This is a genomic window from Rossellomorea marisflavi, assembly GCF_001274775.1.
Classification (GTDB): Bacteria; Bacillota; Bacilli; order Bacillales; family Bacillaceae_B; genus Rossellomorea; species Rossellomorea marisflavi.
In genome coordinates this window covers 63,801-80,892 of record NZ_LGUE01000006.1, presented here as the reverse complement: position 1 = coordinate 80,892, position 17,092 = coordinate 63,801, and the positions used below count along the sequence as shown (strand labels likewise).

12 protein-coding genes, 1 rRNA gene and 2 riboswitches are annotated in these 17,092 nt (G+C 49.0%); of the genes, 2 read left to right on the top strand and 11 right to left on the bottom strand.

What is annotated here, in order from left to right; genetic code table 11:
• From AF331_RS18135 to AF331_RS18100, 8 genes are all read right to left on the bottom strand, one after another.
• Positions 1-59, bottom strand: a 16S ribosomal RNA gene (locus AF331_RS18135); the annotation flags it as partial.
• 358 nt (positions 60-417) lie between these two features.
• Positions 418-2,490, bottom strand: coding sequence for a glucose-specific PTS transporter subunit IIBC (gene ptsG / locus AF331_RS18130; protein WP_053429468.1), 2,073 nt, complete (start codon positions 2,488-2,490; stop codon positions 418-420).
• A 176-nt stretch (positions 2,491-2,666) separates the two neighbouring features.
• A complete protein-coding gene (gene glcT, locus AF331_RS18125; RefSeq protein ID WP_053429467.1) occupies positions 2,667-3,509 on the bottom strand; it encodes a glucose PTS transporter transcription antiterminator GlcT in 843 nt (280 codons plus the stop codon).
• 182 nt (positions 3,510-3,691) lie between these two features.
• Entirely contained in the window at positions 3,692-5,026 is a 1,335-nt protein-coding gene (locus tag AF331_RS18120) for an NCS2 family permease (RefSeq protein ID WP_053429466.1), read from the bottom strand.
• 107 nt (positions 5,027-5,133) lie between these two features.
• Positions 5,134-5,235: riboswitch (purine riboswitch) on the bottom strand.
• Positions 5,236-5,369: 134 nt separating this feature from the next.
• Entirely contained in the window at positions 5,370-6,923 is a 1,554-nt protein-coding gene (gene guaA, locus AF331_RS18115; protein ID WP_053429465.1) for a glutamine-hydrolyzing GMP synthase, read from the bottom strand.
• A 143-nt stretch (positions 6,924-7,066) separates the two neighbouring features.
• Positions 7,067-7,168: riboswitch (purine riboswitch) on the bottom strand.
• Positions 7,169-7,207: 39 nt separating this feature from the next.
• Positions 7,208-9,406 carry a DUF4129 domain-containing transglutaminase family protein gene (locus AF331_RS18110; protein ID WP_053429464.1) on the bottom strand — a complete coding sequence of 733 codons (2,199 nt, stop codon included), beginning with the start codon at positions 9,404-9,406 and terminating at the stop codon, positions 7,208-7,210.
• Positions 9,403-10,608 carry a DUF58 domain-containing protein gene (locus AF331_RS18105; protein WP_235576436.1) on the bottom strand — a complete coding sequence of 402 codons (1,206 nt, stop codon included), beginning with the start codon at positions 10,606-10,608 and terminating at the stop codon, positions 9,403-9,405. The genes AF331_RS18110 and AF331_RS18105 overlap by 4 nt, the downstream gene beginning before the upstream one ends.
• 6 nt (positions 10,609-10,614) lie before the next feature.
• Positions 10,615-11,571 (bottom strand): AAA family ATPase, encoded by a 957-nt coding sequence (locus AF331_RS18100; RefSeq protein ID WP_053429462.1) that lies wholly within the window; start codon positions 11,569-11,571, stop codon positions 10,615-10,617.
• 343 nt (positions 11,572-11,914) lie between these two features.
• Here AF331_RS18100 and AF331_RS18095 point away from each other — a divergent pair, with 343 nt between their 5' ends.
• Positions 11,915-12,877, top strand: a complete 963-nt coding sequence (locus AF331_RS18095) for a quinone oxidoreductase family protein (RefSeq protein ID WP_053429461.1) — start codon at positions 11,915-11,917, stop codon at positions 12,875-12,877.
• 38 nt (positions 12,878-12,915) lie between these two features.
• Here the strand turns inward: AF331_RS18095 and nadE are convergent, their stop codons facing one another.
• The gene (gene nadE, locus AF331_RS18090; RefSeq protein ID WP_053429460.1) at positions 12,916-13,743 is read right to left on the bottom strand and encodes an ammonia-dependent NAD(+) synthetase; all 828 of its coding nucleotides are present in this window, start codon (positions 13,741-13,743) and stop codon (positions 12,916-12,918) included.
• A 71-nt stretch (positions 13,744-13,814) separates the two neighbouring features.
• On the bottom strand, positions 13,815-15,287 hold the full coding sequence (locus AF331_RS18085) for a nicotinate phosphoribosyltransferase (protein ID WP_053429459.1): 1,473 nt from the start codon (positions 15,285-15,287) through the stop codon (positions 13,815-13,817).
• Between the two features lie 271 nt (positions 15,288-15,558).
• On the opposite strand from AF331_RS18085, the gene AF331_RS18080 reads away from it, so the two are divergent.
• Entirely contained in the window at positions 15,559-16,152 is a 594-nt protein-coding gene (locus AF331_RS18080) for a DUF421 domain-containing protein (RefSeq protein WP_053429458.1), read from the top strand.
• Between the two features lie 45 nt (positions 16,153-16,197).
• On the opposite strand, the gene AF331_RS18075 is transcribed toward AF331_RS18080, so the two are convergent.
• Positions 16,198-16,962, bottom strand: coding sequence for a Yip1 family protein (locus AF331_RS18075; RefSeq protein ID WP_082347045.1), 765 nt, complete (start codon positions 16,960-16,962; stop codon positions 16,198-16,200).
• Positions 16,963-17,092 lie beyond the last annotated feature (130 nt).

Sequence of the window (17,092 nt, the reverse complement as noted above, 5' to 3'; positions counted from 1 at the left end):
TGCATGTATTAGGCACGCCGCCAGCGTTCGTCCTGAGCCAGGATCAAACTCTCCATAAAAAGTTTGAATAGCTCTTATAAAAAAACTAGAATTAACGTTGACGTGTTTGTCTTGTTTTGTTCAGTTTTCAAGGTTCAAATGTTTGTCGCTCGTTTGGAGCAACTTAACCATCATACCAGTTTGACTAAGTGTTTGTCAACACTTTTTTCGAATTGTTTTTTTCGAGTGTTACACTCGAATGTGTTTATTCGCTGTCTTCCTGCGACGGTTTTTAAAGTATATCAAGGTTATCGGCACCCGTCAATACTTTTAATAGAATTAATTTCATTTCTATCATTTCATTGCTAGATTCCCTTGTTTCATCCATATAAAAAGGCCTTCCCCGTGTGCAAGGGAAGGCCTTTCCTTCTATATAGATCAATCGATTCCGATGATGTCCTCATCATTTCGATTCACTTTACCTGGGGATTTCAAGGTCACTTGCTGACCTTCCTTCAGATTGGTGAAGACGATCGGTGTGATGATGGAAGGTGCGTTCGCCTTGATGAAATCGAGGTCCACTTTCAACAGTGGCTGACCGGCTTCTACCTGGTCCCCTTCTTTCACAAGCGCTTCGAATCCTTCCCCTTGAAGTTTAACCGTATCGATCCCAACATGAATGAGGATCTCACGGCCGCCTTTTGATTCAATTCCAAGGGCGTGCTTTGTCGGGAAGACATTGACGATTTTACCGTCCACTGGGGAAACAATCATTCCTTCTTCAGGAAGGATCGCAAATCCGTCACCCATCATCTTACCTGAGAATACTTGATCCGGAACTTCAGTGATGTCTTTCAGTTCACCCGTGATTGGTGCGACGAATCGTTCGGCACGCTGTTCATCAGACGTACGGAGCGCTTCAGGGTTCACTTCTTCCACCTGTTGTTCCACTTCTTTATCTGTATCGATTTTGACTTTACGTGGTGTTTTACCACTGATGATATCTTGCATCTGGGATTTGATGCCGTCTGATTTCGGTCCGTAGATTGCCTGGATGTTGTTACCTACCTCAAGCACACCAGAAGCACCGAGTTTTTTCAATCTGTTCTTATCGACTTGCTTCACATCATTTACTTGTACGCGAAGACGGGTGATACACGCGTCAAGGTGAGAGATATTCTCTTGTCCACCCATTGCTTCCAGGATGTTGAAAGGAAGTTCTTCTGCTGTTCCAGCAGGTGCATCGTCTTCATCTGTTACTTCTTCACGACCTGGCGTCATGAGATTGAACTTCCTGATGGCAAATCGGAAACCGAAGTAGTAGATCAGTGCGAAGACCAATCCTACCGGAATGATGATCCATGCGTTGGTTTGCGGGTTAAGAAGACCGAATAGAACATAATCGATCAATCCCCCAGAGAATGTCATCCCGACTTTTACATTCAAGAGATGCATGGTCAGGAAGGAAAGTCCGGCAAAGATCGTATGGATACCGAACAGGACAGGAGCTACGAATAAGAATGAGAATTCGAGTGGTTCTGTGATCCCTGTCAAGAAAGATGTCAGGGCAGCAGAACCCATGATACCTGCCACTACTGCTTTACGCTCTGGGCGCGCTTCGTGATAGATGGCAAGAGCTGCAGCCGGAAGACCGAACATCATGAACGGGAATTTACCGGTCATGAAGGTACCGGCAGTAAGATCCTGTACGCCGTCCTGAATCTGCTTCATGAAGATGGCCTGATCCCCCCGGACCACATCTCCTGCTGCAGAGGTGTAAGATCCGAATTCGAACCAGAATGGTGAATAGAAAATATGGTGAAGCCCGAATGGAATGAGTGCACGCTCAATCACACCGAAGATGAAAGCGGCGAATGCGCGGTTTTCACCAAGCATGAAGTTCGAGAATGCGTTGAGTCCATCTTGTACCGGCGGCCATACAACCAGCATGATCAATCCTAGGATAACGGATGATACTGCCGTGGCGATCGGAACGAAACGTTTACCTGCGAAGAATCCAAGATAGGACGGGAGCTCGATTTTAAAGAATCGATTGTACATCGTGGCGGCTATGATCCCGACGATGATCCCCCCGAAGACCCCGGTTTGCAGAGTAGGGATTCCAAGGACCAAGGCATTGGCCGGATCGACATTGTCTCCGGTCACGTCTTTGATTTCAAGTCCTTCCACTGTTCCCATGGTCGCGTTCATGATCAGGAATCCGACGATAGCGGCAAGACCTGCTACCCCGTCCCCTCCCGCGAGTCCTATGGCGACACCGACAGCGAATAGAAGCGGCAGGTTATCAAAGATGATTCCCCCTGCTTTTTCCATGACGCCGGCAACGGTTTCAACTCCGCCATTACTCAAGAATGGCGCGATATCTAAAAGTGTCGGGTTTTGGAGAGCGTTACCAAAAGCAAGCAAGAGACCTGCAGCCGGTAGGATTGCGACCGGAAGCATCAATGCTTTACCGACTTTTTGTAAAACCCCGAAAGCCTTTTTAAACATAAAAGGTTCCTCCATTTAGTTAGTTTTTAGAATGAACGAGATGATGGATGCAAACAAAAAAGGCATGAGGAAAGAGGATACTGAAACGCATAGGGATAGACTACCCCAAAATAGGCGTTTCAATTATCTTCTTCACTCATGCCTGATCGAATCAGTTACACGTAAGAGATAAATGACTATTTCACTTTACTTTGAATACGCTGCAGGTGCATCGTCAGATAGACCGCTTCTGCATCATATACTGGTTTCTTCAATGTTTGCTGCATCATCTTGATCAGCTTCCAAGATAGATTATAGCAGAGTGGATATTCTTCTTTCAATAGGTTTGCAATCTTTTCTGGTTCTTCTACCCGTTCACCCCGTAAAACCCTTTCAATGGTATACCGGATATGGCGGACGAGCCTCACGTAGTCGATGCTGTCCCTATCGATGTTCACTTCGAGCTGCTGCTCGATCATGCCGGTCAACCGTGCGATCAGTTGAGAATGCTGGTTGATCTCCGAGAGATCTTTATTCATCATCGCGCTGTGAATATGAAGGGCGATGAAGCCGATCTCCCCTTCAGGCAGGTTCACTTCCGTGTGGTCATTGATCAATTCGACTACTTCCCTGGCAACTTCATATTCAAACGGGTAAAGCGTCCTTGTCTCCACAAGGAAGGGATTGCGGATCTCCATGCCTCTCATAAGGCGGTTGATAGCAAAAAGGATATGGTCGGTGAGAGCAATGTGGATATGCTCATTCAAGAAGGAATTGGTCCTCTCCCTTATCAGTTCAATGGCCGAAATGATGATACTCGACATGTCGTCGTTCAGGAAAGGAAGGAGATTCTTATATTGCTCCTGCTCCTTCTCCCCCTTCAGAACGAACATCTTCTCGGCAATGTCATTCTGTATGGGATCTCCCTTCTTCCGGTTGAATCCGATCCCTTTGCCGATCAGGACCACTTCCCCGTATGCGGCATGCTCGGCGATCAAAACATTATTATTCAGTACTTTCTTCACGTTCAAGATAGACATCGTCATTTCTCCCCATCATTTCCGCCTGTTGCTCGTTCCCTGATTCTAACGAAACCTGCTAGTTTTTTCAATTCCCCTGTCTGCAACTTTTTTCTCCCAGCAGTGGGAAACCCGCCCTTTCTTGGATGCGCATTCATTTCTGATCATAAAAACACCGACCCTTTTAGGATCGGTGCCGGGCATTACGCCAAGAAAATGAAGTACAGGATGAAGATGACGAACAGAAGGTACATGATCGGGTGAATCTCCTTCGCGCGCCCTTTCACGATCATGGTGATCGGATAGAAGACGAAGCCGATGGCGATCCCTGTAGCAATACTGTAAGTCAGCGGCATGGCGATGATCGTCAGGAATGCCGGGACAGCAATTTCGAACTTCTTCCAGTCGATATCCCCGATGGCAGATACCATGAGCACCCCCACAATGATGAGGGCCGGTGCCGTCACCGGTGCGGTGATGACGCCGAGAAGCGGGAAGAAGAAAATCGAGAGAACAAACAGGATACCCGTGACAACCGAGGCGAACCCGGTTCTCGCTCCTGCCGCTACCCCTGCAGAAGATTCGATATAAGAAGTCGTTGTGGATGTTCCGAGAATTGCTCCAACGACGGTTGCACATGAGTCTGCGAACAACGCTTTACCCGCACGCGGGAGTTTATTGTCTTTTGTCAGTCCAGCCTGATTGGCTACAGCCAGAAGGGTTCCGGCCGTATCGAAGAAATCAACGAACAAGAAGGTCAGGATGACGGTGAGCATTTGAAGCGTGAATAACGTTCCAGGGTCATTGAAGATTGGACCGAGAGCTGCACCGAATGTCGGTTCCAGGCTCGGGGCTGCACTCACGATCGCGTCAGGTTTATCAATCAAGCCGACGATCATTCCGACAATCGCTGTCACGACCATACCGATGAAGATCGCTCCGTTCACACCTCTGGTCATCAGGATGACCGTTATGATGATACCGAATACTGCAAGAAGTGTCGGACCGCTTGCCAGATTACCAAGTCCTACAAGAACCGCATCGTCCTTGACGATGATACCGGAATTTTGGAAACCGACAAATGTGATGAACAAGCCGATTCCCGCTCCTACCGCAAGCTTCAGCTCGGCAGGAATGGAATTGATGATCGTTTCACGGATACCCGATAATGTCAGCACCATGAAGATCAATCCTGAGAATAGAACGCCTGTAAGCGCCGTTTGCCAAGGGATCCCCATGGTCAACACAACACTATAGGCAAAGAAAGCATTCAACCCCATACCCGGAGCAAGGGCTATGGGATACTTGGCCAGGAGCCCCATGACGAGGGAACCGACTGCAGCGGCAAGAGCCGTCGCAACGAAGACCGCCCCTTGGTCCATTCTTAACGCATCCGGCAGATCTGGCACAGATTGAAGCGTCAACGTCAACGGATTGACGATGAGGATATAGGCCATGGACAGGAATGTGGTCAGCCCGCCAATGAACTCCCTCTTATAATTCGTTCCTAACTGGTCAAACTGGAAATAACTCTTCACTCAGACTCCTCCTATAGAGCCGTCGTATGCGATTTCGACATCAAAAGCCCTGAATCGACCGATTCAGGGCTTTTGACTATATAGATAACGGATGGGTCCGACAAAACGGCACCCATCAATCACCTCGTAGTCAAGCCATTTACGGTAGCTTGGTAGAAACGCTCGGGCCTTATTCCCGAAATTATACGACGTAATAGTTTTTTAATATAATGATGATTACAGTACTATTGTACCAGTTGTCCTGCCATGCGTCAACGAGAAATACGAACATTCACGACGTTTTTTAAAATAATGTTCGCAATCAAAAACAAAACCCCTGCCATGGCAGGGGTTTTACACTTCTCTATTCCCACTCGATCGTGGCTGGTGGCTTGCTCGTGATGTCATACACGACGCGGTTGATGTGATCGACCTCATTGACGATTCGCGTGGAGATCTTCTCCAAAACGTCCCAAGGGATTCTCGCCCAGTCTGATGTCATCCCGTCGATGGATGTCACGGCACGGATTCCGATCGTGTAATCATAGGTTCTTGCATCCCCCATGACACCGACGCTCCGAATATCAGGAAGGACCGTGAAGTACTGCCAGATATCGCGTTCGAGTCCGGCTTTCTTCACTTCATCGCGGAGGATATAGTCTGATTCCCGGACGATTTCAAGCTTTTGCTCGGAGATTTCACCAAGGACACGGATTCCAAGACCCGGTCCCGGGAACGGCTGACGCCATACGATTTCATCCGGAATACCTAGCTCCGTTCCGAGGGCACGCACTTCATCTTTAAAGAGGGTGTTCATCGGCTCGATCAAGGTGAACTGCATATCTTCCGGAAGTCCGCCGACATTGTGATGGGACTTGATCGTTTGCGCAGTGGCTGTCCCGCTTTCGATGATGTCTGTGTACAGCGTTCCTTGCGCAAGGAATTCAATTCCTTTGAGTTTTGTCGCCTCATCGTCGAATACATAGATGAATTCGTTCCCGATGATTTTACGTTTTTGTTCCGGATCAGATACGCCTTTCAGTTTGTTCATGAAACGTTCCTGCGCATCCACTTTGATGACGTTCATATCAAAACCATCAGCGAATGTCTTCATGACGCTGTCTGCTTCCCCTTTGCGAAGGAGGCCGTGATCAACGAAGATACATGTCAATTGATCACCGATCGCCTTGTGGATCAAAACGGCGACAACGGATGAATCAACTCCGCCGCTGAGGGCGCATAGGACTTTTTTGTCCCCTACAGTCTGACGGATCTTCTCGATCTCCATATCGATGAAGTTTTCCATGGACCAGTCGCCTTTGCATCCACATACACCGAAGACGAAGTTCTTGAGCATTTCATTTCCGTGCACGGAATGTCTTACTTCCGGATGGAATTGAACCGCATAAAGATTCTTCTCTTCATTGCTGATGGAAGCAATCGGGCAGGATGGGTTGATGGCATTCACTACGAACCCTTCCGGCGCTTCGACAACTAGGTCGCCGTGACTCATCCATACAACCTGCTCGTCCTCAAGGTCGGCAAACAGCTTGGATGATTGTTCGATCTGGATGGCTGCTTTCCCGTATTCACGGTGCTTGGCCCTTTCTACTTTTCCACCGAAGTGCATCGTCATGAGCTGCATGCCGTAGCAGATGCCAAGGATCGGGATATCAAGGTCGAAAATGCGCTCGTCACAGCGAAGGGCACCATCACCGTAAACGCTGTTCGGGCCACCGGAGAAGATGATCCCCGTCGGGTTGATTTCCTTGATTTCTTCGACTGTGATTGTATGGGGATGAAGTTCGCTGTATACACCGAACTCACGGATCCTTCTTGTAATCAACTGGTTGTACTGACTTCCAAAGTCGAGTACGACGATCATTTCCTGATTGTGCAATTCTTCTTTACCAAGCATTCAGTTCACCTCATTAGTAGTTATCGATCGAGCCCGGATGAGGCATGCTCCTCCGTCATCCGTTAGCGTTCCATGAAAGCAAAAAAACTAGACTCCGCCTTTAAAAAAAGGCAGGATTCTAGTTTTTGGGTGCAAAAATATCCAAAATAGAACACTGCCTTCATAGTCCAGTCATTTAAGGTGACCGGGTAGATACTTTCGAACCGTATTATCGAGGATATACGAAGGATGCTAACGAACTTATTATGATTTTGTCATCATTTTATACTTTGTTTGCAAGACGGTCAACCGGTTGTCTTTTTAATTAAATTTTCCCACAATTCCCTTAGCTTGACCCATTCCTCCGTCGAGAGGTCCCGGCCGTAGAGCAGGCGCTCATAATTATTGGTCAGGCTCGTCATTTCATACGTGCCGAAATGAGTATCCACATAGTGGGAATAGCTTCTGAGGGTTTGACCATCCTCCATTTTCACCCCATGCCTCTCCAGCTGTTTCACAAGGGCAAGATAAGCCTTCGGAAAAGCTGATTCCGACTTTTGGGTCCTGTAATATAGGATGTAGAGATACGGAATCCATCTTCTTCTCAAGTAGTATCCAACCCCGATCAGGAGGAGGATCGCAATCAGTCCAAAGAAAAATTTACCTGTATGCTCCTGGAGAAAGGACTGAGCCCCGTCGACACCGCTGGAATCTTCATTTACCAAGTCCGGCTGCGGCTGCTGCTGCTGGCTCTCGGGTGCAGGCGTTTCTTCTTTATCCTCTGCTGGGGTCTCCTCGCCTTCTGAATCATCGAGCTCGAGATCATAGGCGTAGCGGACATTGTTGCTGAAGCCGACCGTAGGTTCGAACGGCACCCATCCTACACCAGGGAAGAACACTTCCACCCAGGAATGGGCATTGTCGTTCGTGACCTCAAACAGCTGATAATCCTTATCGACCTGCTTGCTGAATGTACCTTCTGTGTATCCCTTCACCCATCTTGCAGGAATGCCGAGTGAGCGGGTCATGGCCACCATGGACGTGGAGAAGTTGTCACAGTATCCCTTCTGGGTTTCAAACAGGAACTGATCGACGTAATCCTGTTCGGCCCCGGGGACCGCCACATCCTGCTGATCATAAACGAAGCCGTTCTCCCTGAAGTACTGCTCGATCGCTTTCACTTTATCGTACCAGTTGTCTTTATCCTTGGTGATCTCCTCAGAGAGCAGGGATACCCGTTCCGGCAGATCTTCCGGCAGCTGGGTGTATCGCTCCAAGAATCCTTCAGCCTCGACATCCCCGTCCCCTGTGCCTTTCATTTTCTTCAACGAATAAGAAGCAGGGCGATAAGATAGGCTGTATTCATTCAGCTCGATCTCAGATCCTCCTTCATAGCTTGTGATCTTTTCGCTCACGGGATTCAGGGCAAAATAGCGGTTCTCATTCCCTTCGATCTTCTCAAGTCCATATGGATAAAGGATATGGGGATAGGTCGTGACCATCATGACCTTCTCTTCCTTGACCTCTTCCCCTTTACCACGATCGGCATTATCAGCGATCGGGACAAGCTCATCCGCCTGGAAATTCATTTCTTCCCCTTCATCCTCAGGACGGGACTGCTCCCACCCTTTCCCCGTGTAGAAGTCCTTCGTTTCGATTTTCCAGTAGTGTTCATCCGTCACTTCTGCCGTGAAGACGACGGACGGATCTGCTTCGAACGGACCGCCGAGTCGGCTGTCGTCGGGATCATATCCCGCCTTGCTGTTGCCCCCGCCGCCGATTCCCGTGCCGTTCGCAGAGAGCGACTCCAGATACGGGATCGGATCAGGCCAGATCGGAGCGGCCTTCGGTGCAGCGAGTGCAAGGACGGAACTGCATCCAAGGAGGATGACGAGGGGCACCATCCATTTCCTGCGGTTGATCCGGAATAAAGCGAGCCCCTCCCGTTTCACGAGACGTTCAAGGGCAAGCATCCCCATAAGGATGAAGCCGATGATCACCGCCCGGAGGATCGACATCTTCCCGTCATACTCTGTATACGTATCAATGACGCAGATGTAAGTAATGGTCATGAAGTAAAACAGCAGGATGCTCCTTCTCACCATGAGCCAGTAATGAAGCAGATAGGTCATGAGCCAGAGAAGGATGAAAAACAGCAGGCTTTGATACATGTAGGTCAGGCTTCCCCATTCGCGACCGAACATCATGCCCGTGTTGTATCCGATCTCCCCGAACATCTCCTGTACCCAGGTCAGGTCGAGAATGGAGCCGGGAAAGTACCAGATCTTCAAGGCGACGATCATATAAAGCAGTTTCACCGCCCCCGAGATCAAGAAGTGAACCCGGAAGTACGACAGAAGGAATGCGATGGCGATGAAGAGGACGAATGCCGTTACACTCCCTGTATCGGTGATGGCCCCGACGGGTCGCAGCCATTCCCATAAAAGGAGGAACCCCAACCCGTAAATGATGATATTGATCAGGTGATGCGTTTGATTCTTCATGCTCTCTTCACCTCCGCAAAGGCCGAAGAAAACTCCGGTTCATATAATATCCTCATGGACACGCCACGTGACGATGCAAAAGCAGTGAGCGACCTGTCTTCCTGGGAGACGGTCTCCCCTTCCCTTTTGATCAGGAAAAGGAGGATCGAGCCGCTTTGTTTCACATATTCATTGATTGCCAGGATCTTTTCTTTCGAAATGGTAGAGGTGACAAAGATGACGGCAGCCGATTGGGCGTTGTGAAGACGGTCGCCCTTCAGCATGCGTTCCAACCGTTCGGGACTGTCGGGCATGACCTTCGCCAAATGATGCTGCATCTGACTTTGCGGTCCCTCCCCGCCCCTGATGGGAAAGAATGTGCGCTCCTCACCGTGGGATAACAGACCGACCTGTGCCCCTTTGCGGGAGATGGAGTGAAGGATGGAGGCGGTGAAGGTCACCATCGGTTCAAAGGCCGCTGATTCCTCGCGATCGAGGACAACGAGGACGTCATGGGATTGACGCTCCTCGAACTCCTTCGTCATCAGCTCATTGGTGCGGGCAAAGGATTTCCAGTGGATCCAGGAAAAGCGGTCCCCCGGCTGATATCCCCTTACACCCGTCGCCATCGTCGTATCCTTCTGGATTTTCACATTGGAGCTCGTCATCCCCTGGTCGTAACGGTTCTCAAGGGAGCGATACGGGACGTCGATCACTCCGGGATAAACGAGGAGCGTATCTTCACAGGGGATAAGCGCTTCTTTTTCGAAGATGCCGAAGAAATCACCGGTTTTCACCCTCAGGGCAGAGAAGGTATGCTCCCCCCTTGGGAGATGGTCAATCGTATACGTATAAGAGAATGCACGCCTCCAGCCCGGGTGGACAACGGTCTTCTTCTTCCAACCGAGGGGTGAAGCCAACAGCTCAGACCCCTGGTCCTCGATCACCACATAGTAAAGGGGAAACGGTACCGATCTCCTGATGGTCATGGTGACCTTCAGCTCATCCCCTGCCTTCAGCTCATTGGATTCAAACGCGCGCTCCACACTGAATAGACGGAGGGGGTAAAAGAATACGATGATGGAATAGGCGGCAAACGGGAGGAAGCTGTAGAAAAGGAACCAGCTGACGAACCCACCCTGAAACATGGCGAAGGAAAAGGACGCCGCCAGGAAAAGCAGGAGTAAAACAATCTTCCACAGTGTGTGAAACAGTTGCTTCATCCTCATCTATCTCACAAGCCTTTGAACAGGGACAGGCATCCTGGCGATGACCCTTTCCACGACATCTTCCGGGGTGACCCCCTCATACTTCGCTTCGGATTTCATGATGATCCGATGCGAGAAAACGAACGGTGCCAAAAACTGAACATCATCCGGCACCACATAACTCCGCCCCCTAAGGAAGGCGTACGCCTGACAGGCTTTCATGAGGGCGATGGACCCACGGGGGCTCGCCCCGAGATAGACGTTGGCATGGATCCTCGTCCGATGGGCGATATCGACAATGTATTTCTTGATCGTATCGTCAACGAATATATCTTTCACTTCCTCCTGAAGCTGGATCAGTTCCGCAAGGGTGATGGCCGGTACCAGATCTTCAATCGGCGGATTCTTTTGGGCCCGGTTGAGGACCTCCATCTCTTCTTCCGGTTCAGGATAGCCCATTTTCATTTTCAGAAGGAATCGGTCCAGCTGGGCTTCCGGAAGGGGATAGGTCCCTTCATATTCAATCGGGTTCTGCGTCGCCATGACAAAGAATGGTTTATCGAGCTTCCTTGTCATCCCGTCGATTGTCACACTGCTCTCTTCCATCCCCTCAAGGAGTGCCGACTGGGTTTTGGGTGATGTCCGGTTGATTTCATCCGCCAGAATGATATTCCCCATGATCGGACCCGGTCTGAAGGTAAACTCCATTTCTCTCGGATTGTAGATCGACACCCCGATGACATCGGAAGGCAGGAGGTCAGGCGTGAACTGGATCCGCTTGAAGTCCGCCCCCACCGACTTGGCCAGTGCCTTCACCATCATCGTCTTTCCGACACCCGGTACATCCTCGAGCAGCACATGCCCCCCGGCAAGCAGGGACACCACGCTCAGCTCGGCCACTTCACGTTTTCCGATCATGACCTTCTCAATATTTTGTATAATCCCTTCCACTTTGGGATTCAATGATTGCTCTGCCATCTGACTATCCCCTTCCTTTTCTTATTTCAATACATGCAGCCTGCTATTTATGCTCTCTATCGCAAGGCCCCTGTCTTGTTCAAACGTTTGTTTAACTTCTTACTACTTACTTTCGATTAAAATCCAGAAAACCCTTCTGAACGTTTCCCGATTACAAGGACGCGTCCAGCTCTTACTATTCATCCATATTACCATTAATTGTTTATTACCGGGGAGGCAGAGAGAAGATTCTACTAAAATTTTCTTCCTGATTTTGCGAGTTTGTCGTTAGGAGGAAAAGGATTATAATGGTGAAACCGGCGCTCATCACCTGCGCCAATCTTTTAAAAATGAGGTAATCCCTATGAAAGCACTTGTATTCGAACGATTCGGAGGCCCGGAAGTCCTGTCGTATCAAGATATTCCGGAACCGACTCTAGCCAGCAATGAGGTACTTGTGAGGATGAAGGCTGTCGGCCTCAACTTCGCGGATGTGTACCGGAGAAAAGGAAACTATCATCTATCAGGGAACCCACCTTACATCTTGGGCTATGAAGGGGCAGGCATCGTCGAGAAGGTCGGGGAGGATGTAAAGGGCGTAAACATCGGTGACCGGATCGCTTTTGCCGACGTTCCCTATGCAAACGCCGAGCTCGTAGCCGTTCCACATGATAAAGTCATTCCAGTACCAGAAGCTATCTCTTTTGAAACGGCTGCTTCCCTCCTTCTACAGGGACTGACCGCACATTATTTAACCAAGGACAGCTACTCCATCAAAGACGGTGACCACGCCCTGGTCCACGCTGCCTCGGGTGGTGTCGGTCAATTACTCGTACAGATCATCAAGTCCCTAGGCGGACATGTGATCGGCCTGACATCGACCAAGGAGAAGGCAGAAGTGGCCAAAGCCATCGGCGCTGATCACGTCTTCCTATACGATGAGGATTGGGCAGCAAAGGTCAAGGAGGTCTACCCTGCAGGTGTCGATGTTGCCTATGAATCCATCGGGTCCACACTGAGCGGCAGCTTCCAGGCCACACGTACAGGGGGGACAGTCGTATTCTTCGGCATGGCAGGCGGCGACCCGGAACCGGTCGATCCCCGCATGCTCATGGATACGTCCAAAACATTGACGGGCGGAGACCTGTGGAATGTCCTCACCTCACATGAAGAGCGGGTGGAACGTTCCGCCGAATTGTTCCAATGGATTACAGACGGTTCCATCACCCTATCTGAACCGACGACCTTCCATTTGAGTGAAGGCAGGAAAGCCCATGAATATCTTGAAAGCCGCAAAAGCACAGGAAAAATCCTGCTGTTGCCATAAAAAAAGCCGATCCAGATTCGTCTGGACCGGCTTTTTCCTTATTTCCAAAAATCATCGAATACAGTGATCGGCAGATGGCGTTTATGTTGAGTCTTCAAGTAGTGGGACTCAATAACCTTCTTTGCGTCAGCTGGAACTTCTTTTCCTTCAAGATAGTCATCCAGCTGTTCATAGGTGACGCCAAGCGCTTCTTCATCAGCAAGAGCCGGGCGATCTTCCTCAAGATCGGCAGTCGGCTTCTTCGTATAGAGATGTTCCGGGCACCCGAGCTCTTCAAGAAGCTTGCGGCCTTGACGTTTATTCAAACGGAATAGAGGTACAAGATCTGCGGCCCCGTCCCCGAACTTCGTATAGAATCCAGTCACCGCTTCGGCAGAATGATCCGTTCCGAGGACGACACCTTTCTTCACGGCAGCGACAGCGAATTGAACCTTCATGCGCTCACGGGCCTTTTCATTCCCTTTCACGAAATCCGACATCTCGATGCCGCTTTCCTTCAGGGTCTGGACACTTGCGTCCACAGCCGCTTTAATATTGACGGTCAAGGAATCCGTCGGGTCGATGAACTTAACGGCATCAATGGCATCCTGGGCGTCGCCCTGCTCCCCATATGGCAGACGGATGGCGTAAAACGCATATTCGTTTGAACCGGCTTCTTCGTTCAGTTCCGTGATGGCAATCGAAGCGAGCTTCCCGAGGAGAGTGGAATCCTGACCTCCCGAAATGCCAAGAACGAGACTCTTGAGGAACGAGTTCTTCTTAAGATACGATTTCATGAAATCGACACTGCGTCGAATTTCTTCCTTGGGATCAATCTCCGGTGAAACCATCATTTCTTCTACGATTTGTTTTTGAAGAGAATCCATCATTCACACTCCATGTTAGGTTTTATTACATCATAAGTATACCTTTTTATGATGCCCGCAAACAACGAAACTTACTTGATATCAACTGATTTTTCTTTGACCGACGCTTTGACTTCATGGATGAGTTCCATCTTATTGGACCAGCATTCATCACTGAGATCGACCGGGTACCCTTCAGGATTCATGGCACGCTTGTATTCATCCCACAGCAATTCCAGGTTTTCATTCACAAAGGTACGGATCCTGTCGAGGGATGGTGTTTCATACACAAGCTTTCCATCCTTGAATACATCCACATGCAGCTCCCGCGCCTCGAAGTTCGTGACGAATTTGCTGATGTACGTATGCACAGGGTGGAACATCTTCAGGCGCTCTTCTTCCTGAGGCTTCTCGTGCTCAAGGGCGATGTACTCCCCTTCAGACTTGTGATTGATCGAGTTGATGATGCGGTACACGCGTTTCTTACCAGGCGTCGATACCTTCTCCGCATTGCTGGAGATCTTGATGGTATCCTGCATGTTGCCGTCTTCCCCTTCGATGGACACGAGTTTGTAGACTGCACCGAGGGCAGGCTGGTCATAAGCCGTGATGAGCTTCGTCCCGATCCCCCACACGTCGATCAGGGCACCCTGAGCCTTCAGGTTCATGATGGTATACTCATCAAGATCGTTCGACGCAATGATCTTCGTGTCCGGGAATCCCGCATCATCGAGCATCTTGCGTGCCTTCTTGGACTGGTACGCCATGTCTCCGCTGTCGAGGCGGATCCCTTTGAAATTGATCTTATCGCCGAGCTCCTTCGCCACCTTGATGGCCGTCGGAACTCCGGAACGGAGGGTATCGTACGTATCCACAAGGAATACACAGTCCTTATGGCTCTCTGCATATTTGTGGAAAGCCGTGTACTCATCGCGGTAAGCCTGTACCATGGCATGGGCGTGTGTACCCGACACCGGCATGCCGAAGATCTTCCCGGCCCGTACATTGCTCGTCGCATCGAAACCACCGATGTAGGCGGCACGCGTCCCCCAGATGGCGGCATCGAGCTCATGGGCACGACGTGTGCCGAACTCCATGACCACCTCGTCCTGTACCACCTGCTTGATCCGGTTTGCCTTCGTAGCGATCAAGGTCTGATAGTTCACGATATTAAGAAGCGCGGTTTCCAACAGCTGCGCCTGGCCAAGCGGTGCCTCCACGCGAAGGAGCGGCACATTCCCAAAGGAAAGCTCCCCTTCCTCCATGGAACGGATTGTCCCGGTGAATCGCATATCCTTCAAGTACTGAAGGAACTCCTCTTCATATCCAAGCTCCCTCAAATAATCGATATCGCTATCCGAAAACTGGAATTTCTTCACGAACTCAATGATTCTCTCAAGTCCCGCGAAGACCGCATATCCATTGCCAAAAGGCAGTTTTCGAAAGAAGACTTCAAAAACAGCCTTTCGATTATGAAAATTATCGTCCCAATAAGCCTTCGTCATATTGATTTGATACAAGTCTGTATGTAAAGCCAAACTGTCATCTGCATACTGCATCGTCATGAAATTTCTCTCCTTTGAGTTGTTGCCATCCTTTCTATTTTAACCAATAAATCGACAAAAGCCGAATAGAAAAACTCATTTTCCTCATATTTCCCTTTCTGAACCTGGATGAAACCCTTTTGATAGGGCACTGAAGCATGAGGGTGATGCTCAAAATCAAAAGATAAATTGGATATGTATGTTGCTCGTTTCACACACTAAGACAAAGTACTTGGTACACGGTGTGCTTAGAAGTCATGCACCGTTTACCTAAAACGACTGGAGGATACACATGGAACCCGCTCTTATTTGGCAGACCCTCATCATCTTTGTTGCGGCAACATTATTATTAAGGATCAGCGGAAGAAGGACCATCTCTCAGATGACGATTCCACAAACCGTCATGATGATCGCAATAGGAACTCTTTTAATTCAACCCGTATCCGGTAAAGGATTATGGACTACTTTCGGGATAGCCGGTATATTGGTCATCAGTCTGATTCTCACCGAATACATCCAGTTTAAATTTGACCCTGTAGAAACCGCCATATCCGGTAAGGCACTCGTAGTTATTGAAAATGGCATCCTCAACGAGAAAAACTTAAAAAAACTGAGACTTCCTGTTGATAAACTCGAGCAGCGGTTGCGACAGGTAGGGGTCACCTCTCATAAAGATGTTCAATATGCAACCATTGAATCCAATGGGCAATTAGGCTATAATCTCAGGCCGGAAAAGCAACCCGCTACTAAGGAGGACATCCAGAATCTTCTTCAGGCACTCCAATCCAGACAGACATCACTGCCGAAAGAGGGGACTACCCACAATATTTTTCAAGAAGTGGTATCAGAGGGTGAAGCTAATCACGTACCTAAGTACCTTCAATAAAAAACACCCCTATCCTATAAAAGGAGCCGGGGTGCTGATGAATCATTAAAACATAGCCAACAAGAGAATCGGAATAAATAAAATAGTCAGCACGGCACCCGGAATCAAGAGCGTGCAGAGGCCAAGCCATGATGAGAACCGGTGAGCTTCAGAAACAGCTTTAATTAAGATAAAGAAGTACCAGCCCGCAAGGACAATTTGAACGAATACCGAGAAAAAGATGTATACCGCTCCTATGAAAGAACCGACCACATAATCAGATTGAAATGCGCCTTCGCCCATGACCATCAGGTCCGGCACCCAAAGAACAAGCGCGATGATTATCGGAATGTTCGCCCATGCTGTCGCCAGGAGCATCTCCTTGTAGGTGGCCGTCCCTTTGAAAATCTTTCCTACCCCCCACGCAACCAGGGAGGTCAGGAACCAGCCAATAATACCGGTGATGGCTCCGAAAATCACCGCCCCAAGAAGGAATAAAGGTAAACCAAGATCCATATTATCAAGGACATCTCTAGACGATGCTTGATCAAGCGTATTGCCGATTCCAGCCAGGATAGAGAGTAAAAAGGCGAAACCGAGAAACTTATGATTAAGAATATAGCGGATGGTCGTTCTTGGCTTCACCCAGATGGTGAGCCATGGATTCAACGGTTTTGTTTCTTGCATTGGTTGTTGTGGGTCTGCTGCAGTTTGCATCGTTTGTTTCCTTTCTATATTGGGTTTTTGATGTGGAAAATGCTTAGGACTTCGGAAATAATGAACCCATTCCATCAATCGCACTGTCGGAACTTCATCCATATAAATATCCATATCCTGTAATTATCTTAACAGATTTCCATTTACCCGTTTTTCTATTTCTTCAATCATCTTACAATTGAAAAGAAAAAAATAATGGGATGAATACTTCTATCCGTCAGCCCAAAACCATTTTTCCCTTTAT

Coding starts and splice junctions, on each gene's coding strand:
- AF331_RS18080 (WP_053429458.1), top strand. CDS start 15,559: ATGGAACCCGCTCTTATTTGGCAGACCCTCATCATCTTTGTTGCGGCA.
- AF331_RS18075 (WP_082347045.1), bottom strand. CDS start 16,962: ATGGATATTTATATGGATGAAGTTCCGACAGTGCGATTGATGGAATGG.
- guaA (WP_053429465.1), bottom strand. CDS start 6,923: ATGCTTGGTAAAGAAGAATTGCACAATCAGGAAATGATCGTCGTACTC.
- AF331_RS18100 (WP_053429462.1), bottom strand. CDS start 11,571: ATGGCAGAGCAATCATTGAATCCCAAAGTGGAAGGGATTATACAAAAT.
- AF331_RS18110 (WP_053429464.1), bottom strand. CDS start 9,406: ATGAAGAATCAAACGCATCACCTGATCAATATCATCATTTACGGGTTG.
- AF331_RS18085 (WP_053429459.1), bottom strand. CDS start 15,287: ATGACGATGCAGTATGCAGATGACAGTTTGGCTTTACATACAGACTTG.
- AF331_RS18105 (WP_235576436.1), bottom strand. CDS start 10,608: ATGAAGCAACTGTTTCACACACTGTGGAAGATTGTTTTACTCCTGCTT.
- glcT (WP_053429467.1), bottom strand. CDS start 3,509: ATGTCTATCTTGAACGTGAAGAAAGTACTGAATAATAATGTTTTGATC.
- nadE (WP_053429460.1), bottom strand. CDS start 13,743: ATGGATTCTCTTCAAAAACAAATCGTAGAAGAAATGATGGTTTCACCG.
- AF331_RS18095 (WP_053429461.1), top strand. CDS start 11,915: ATGAAAGCACTTGTATTCGAACGATTCGGAGGCCCGGAAGTCCTGTCG.
- ptsG (WP_053429468.1), bottom strand. CDS start 2,490: ATGTTTAAAAAGGCTTTCGGGGTTTTACAAAAAGTCGGTAAAGCATTG.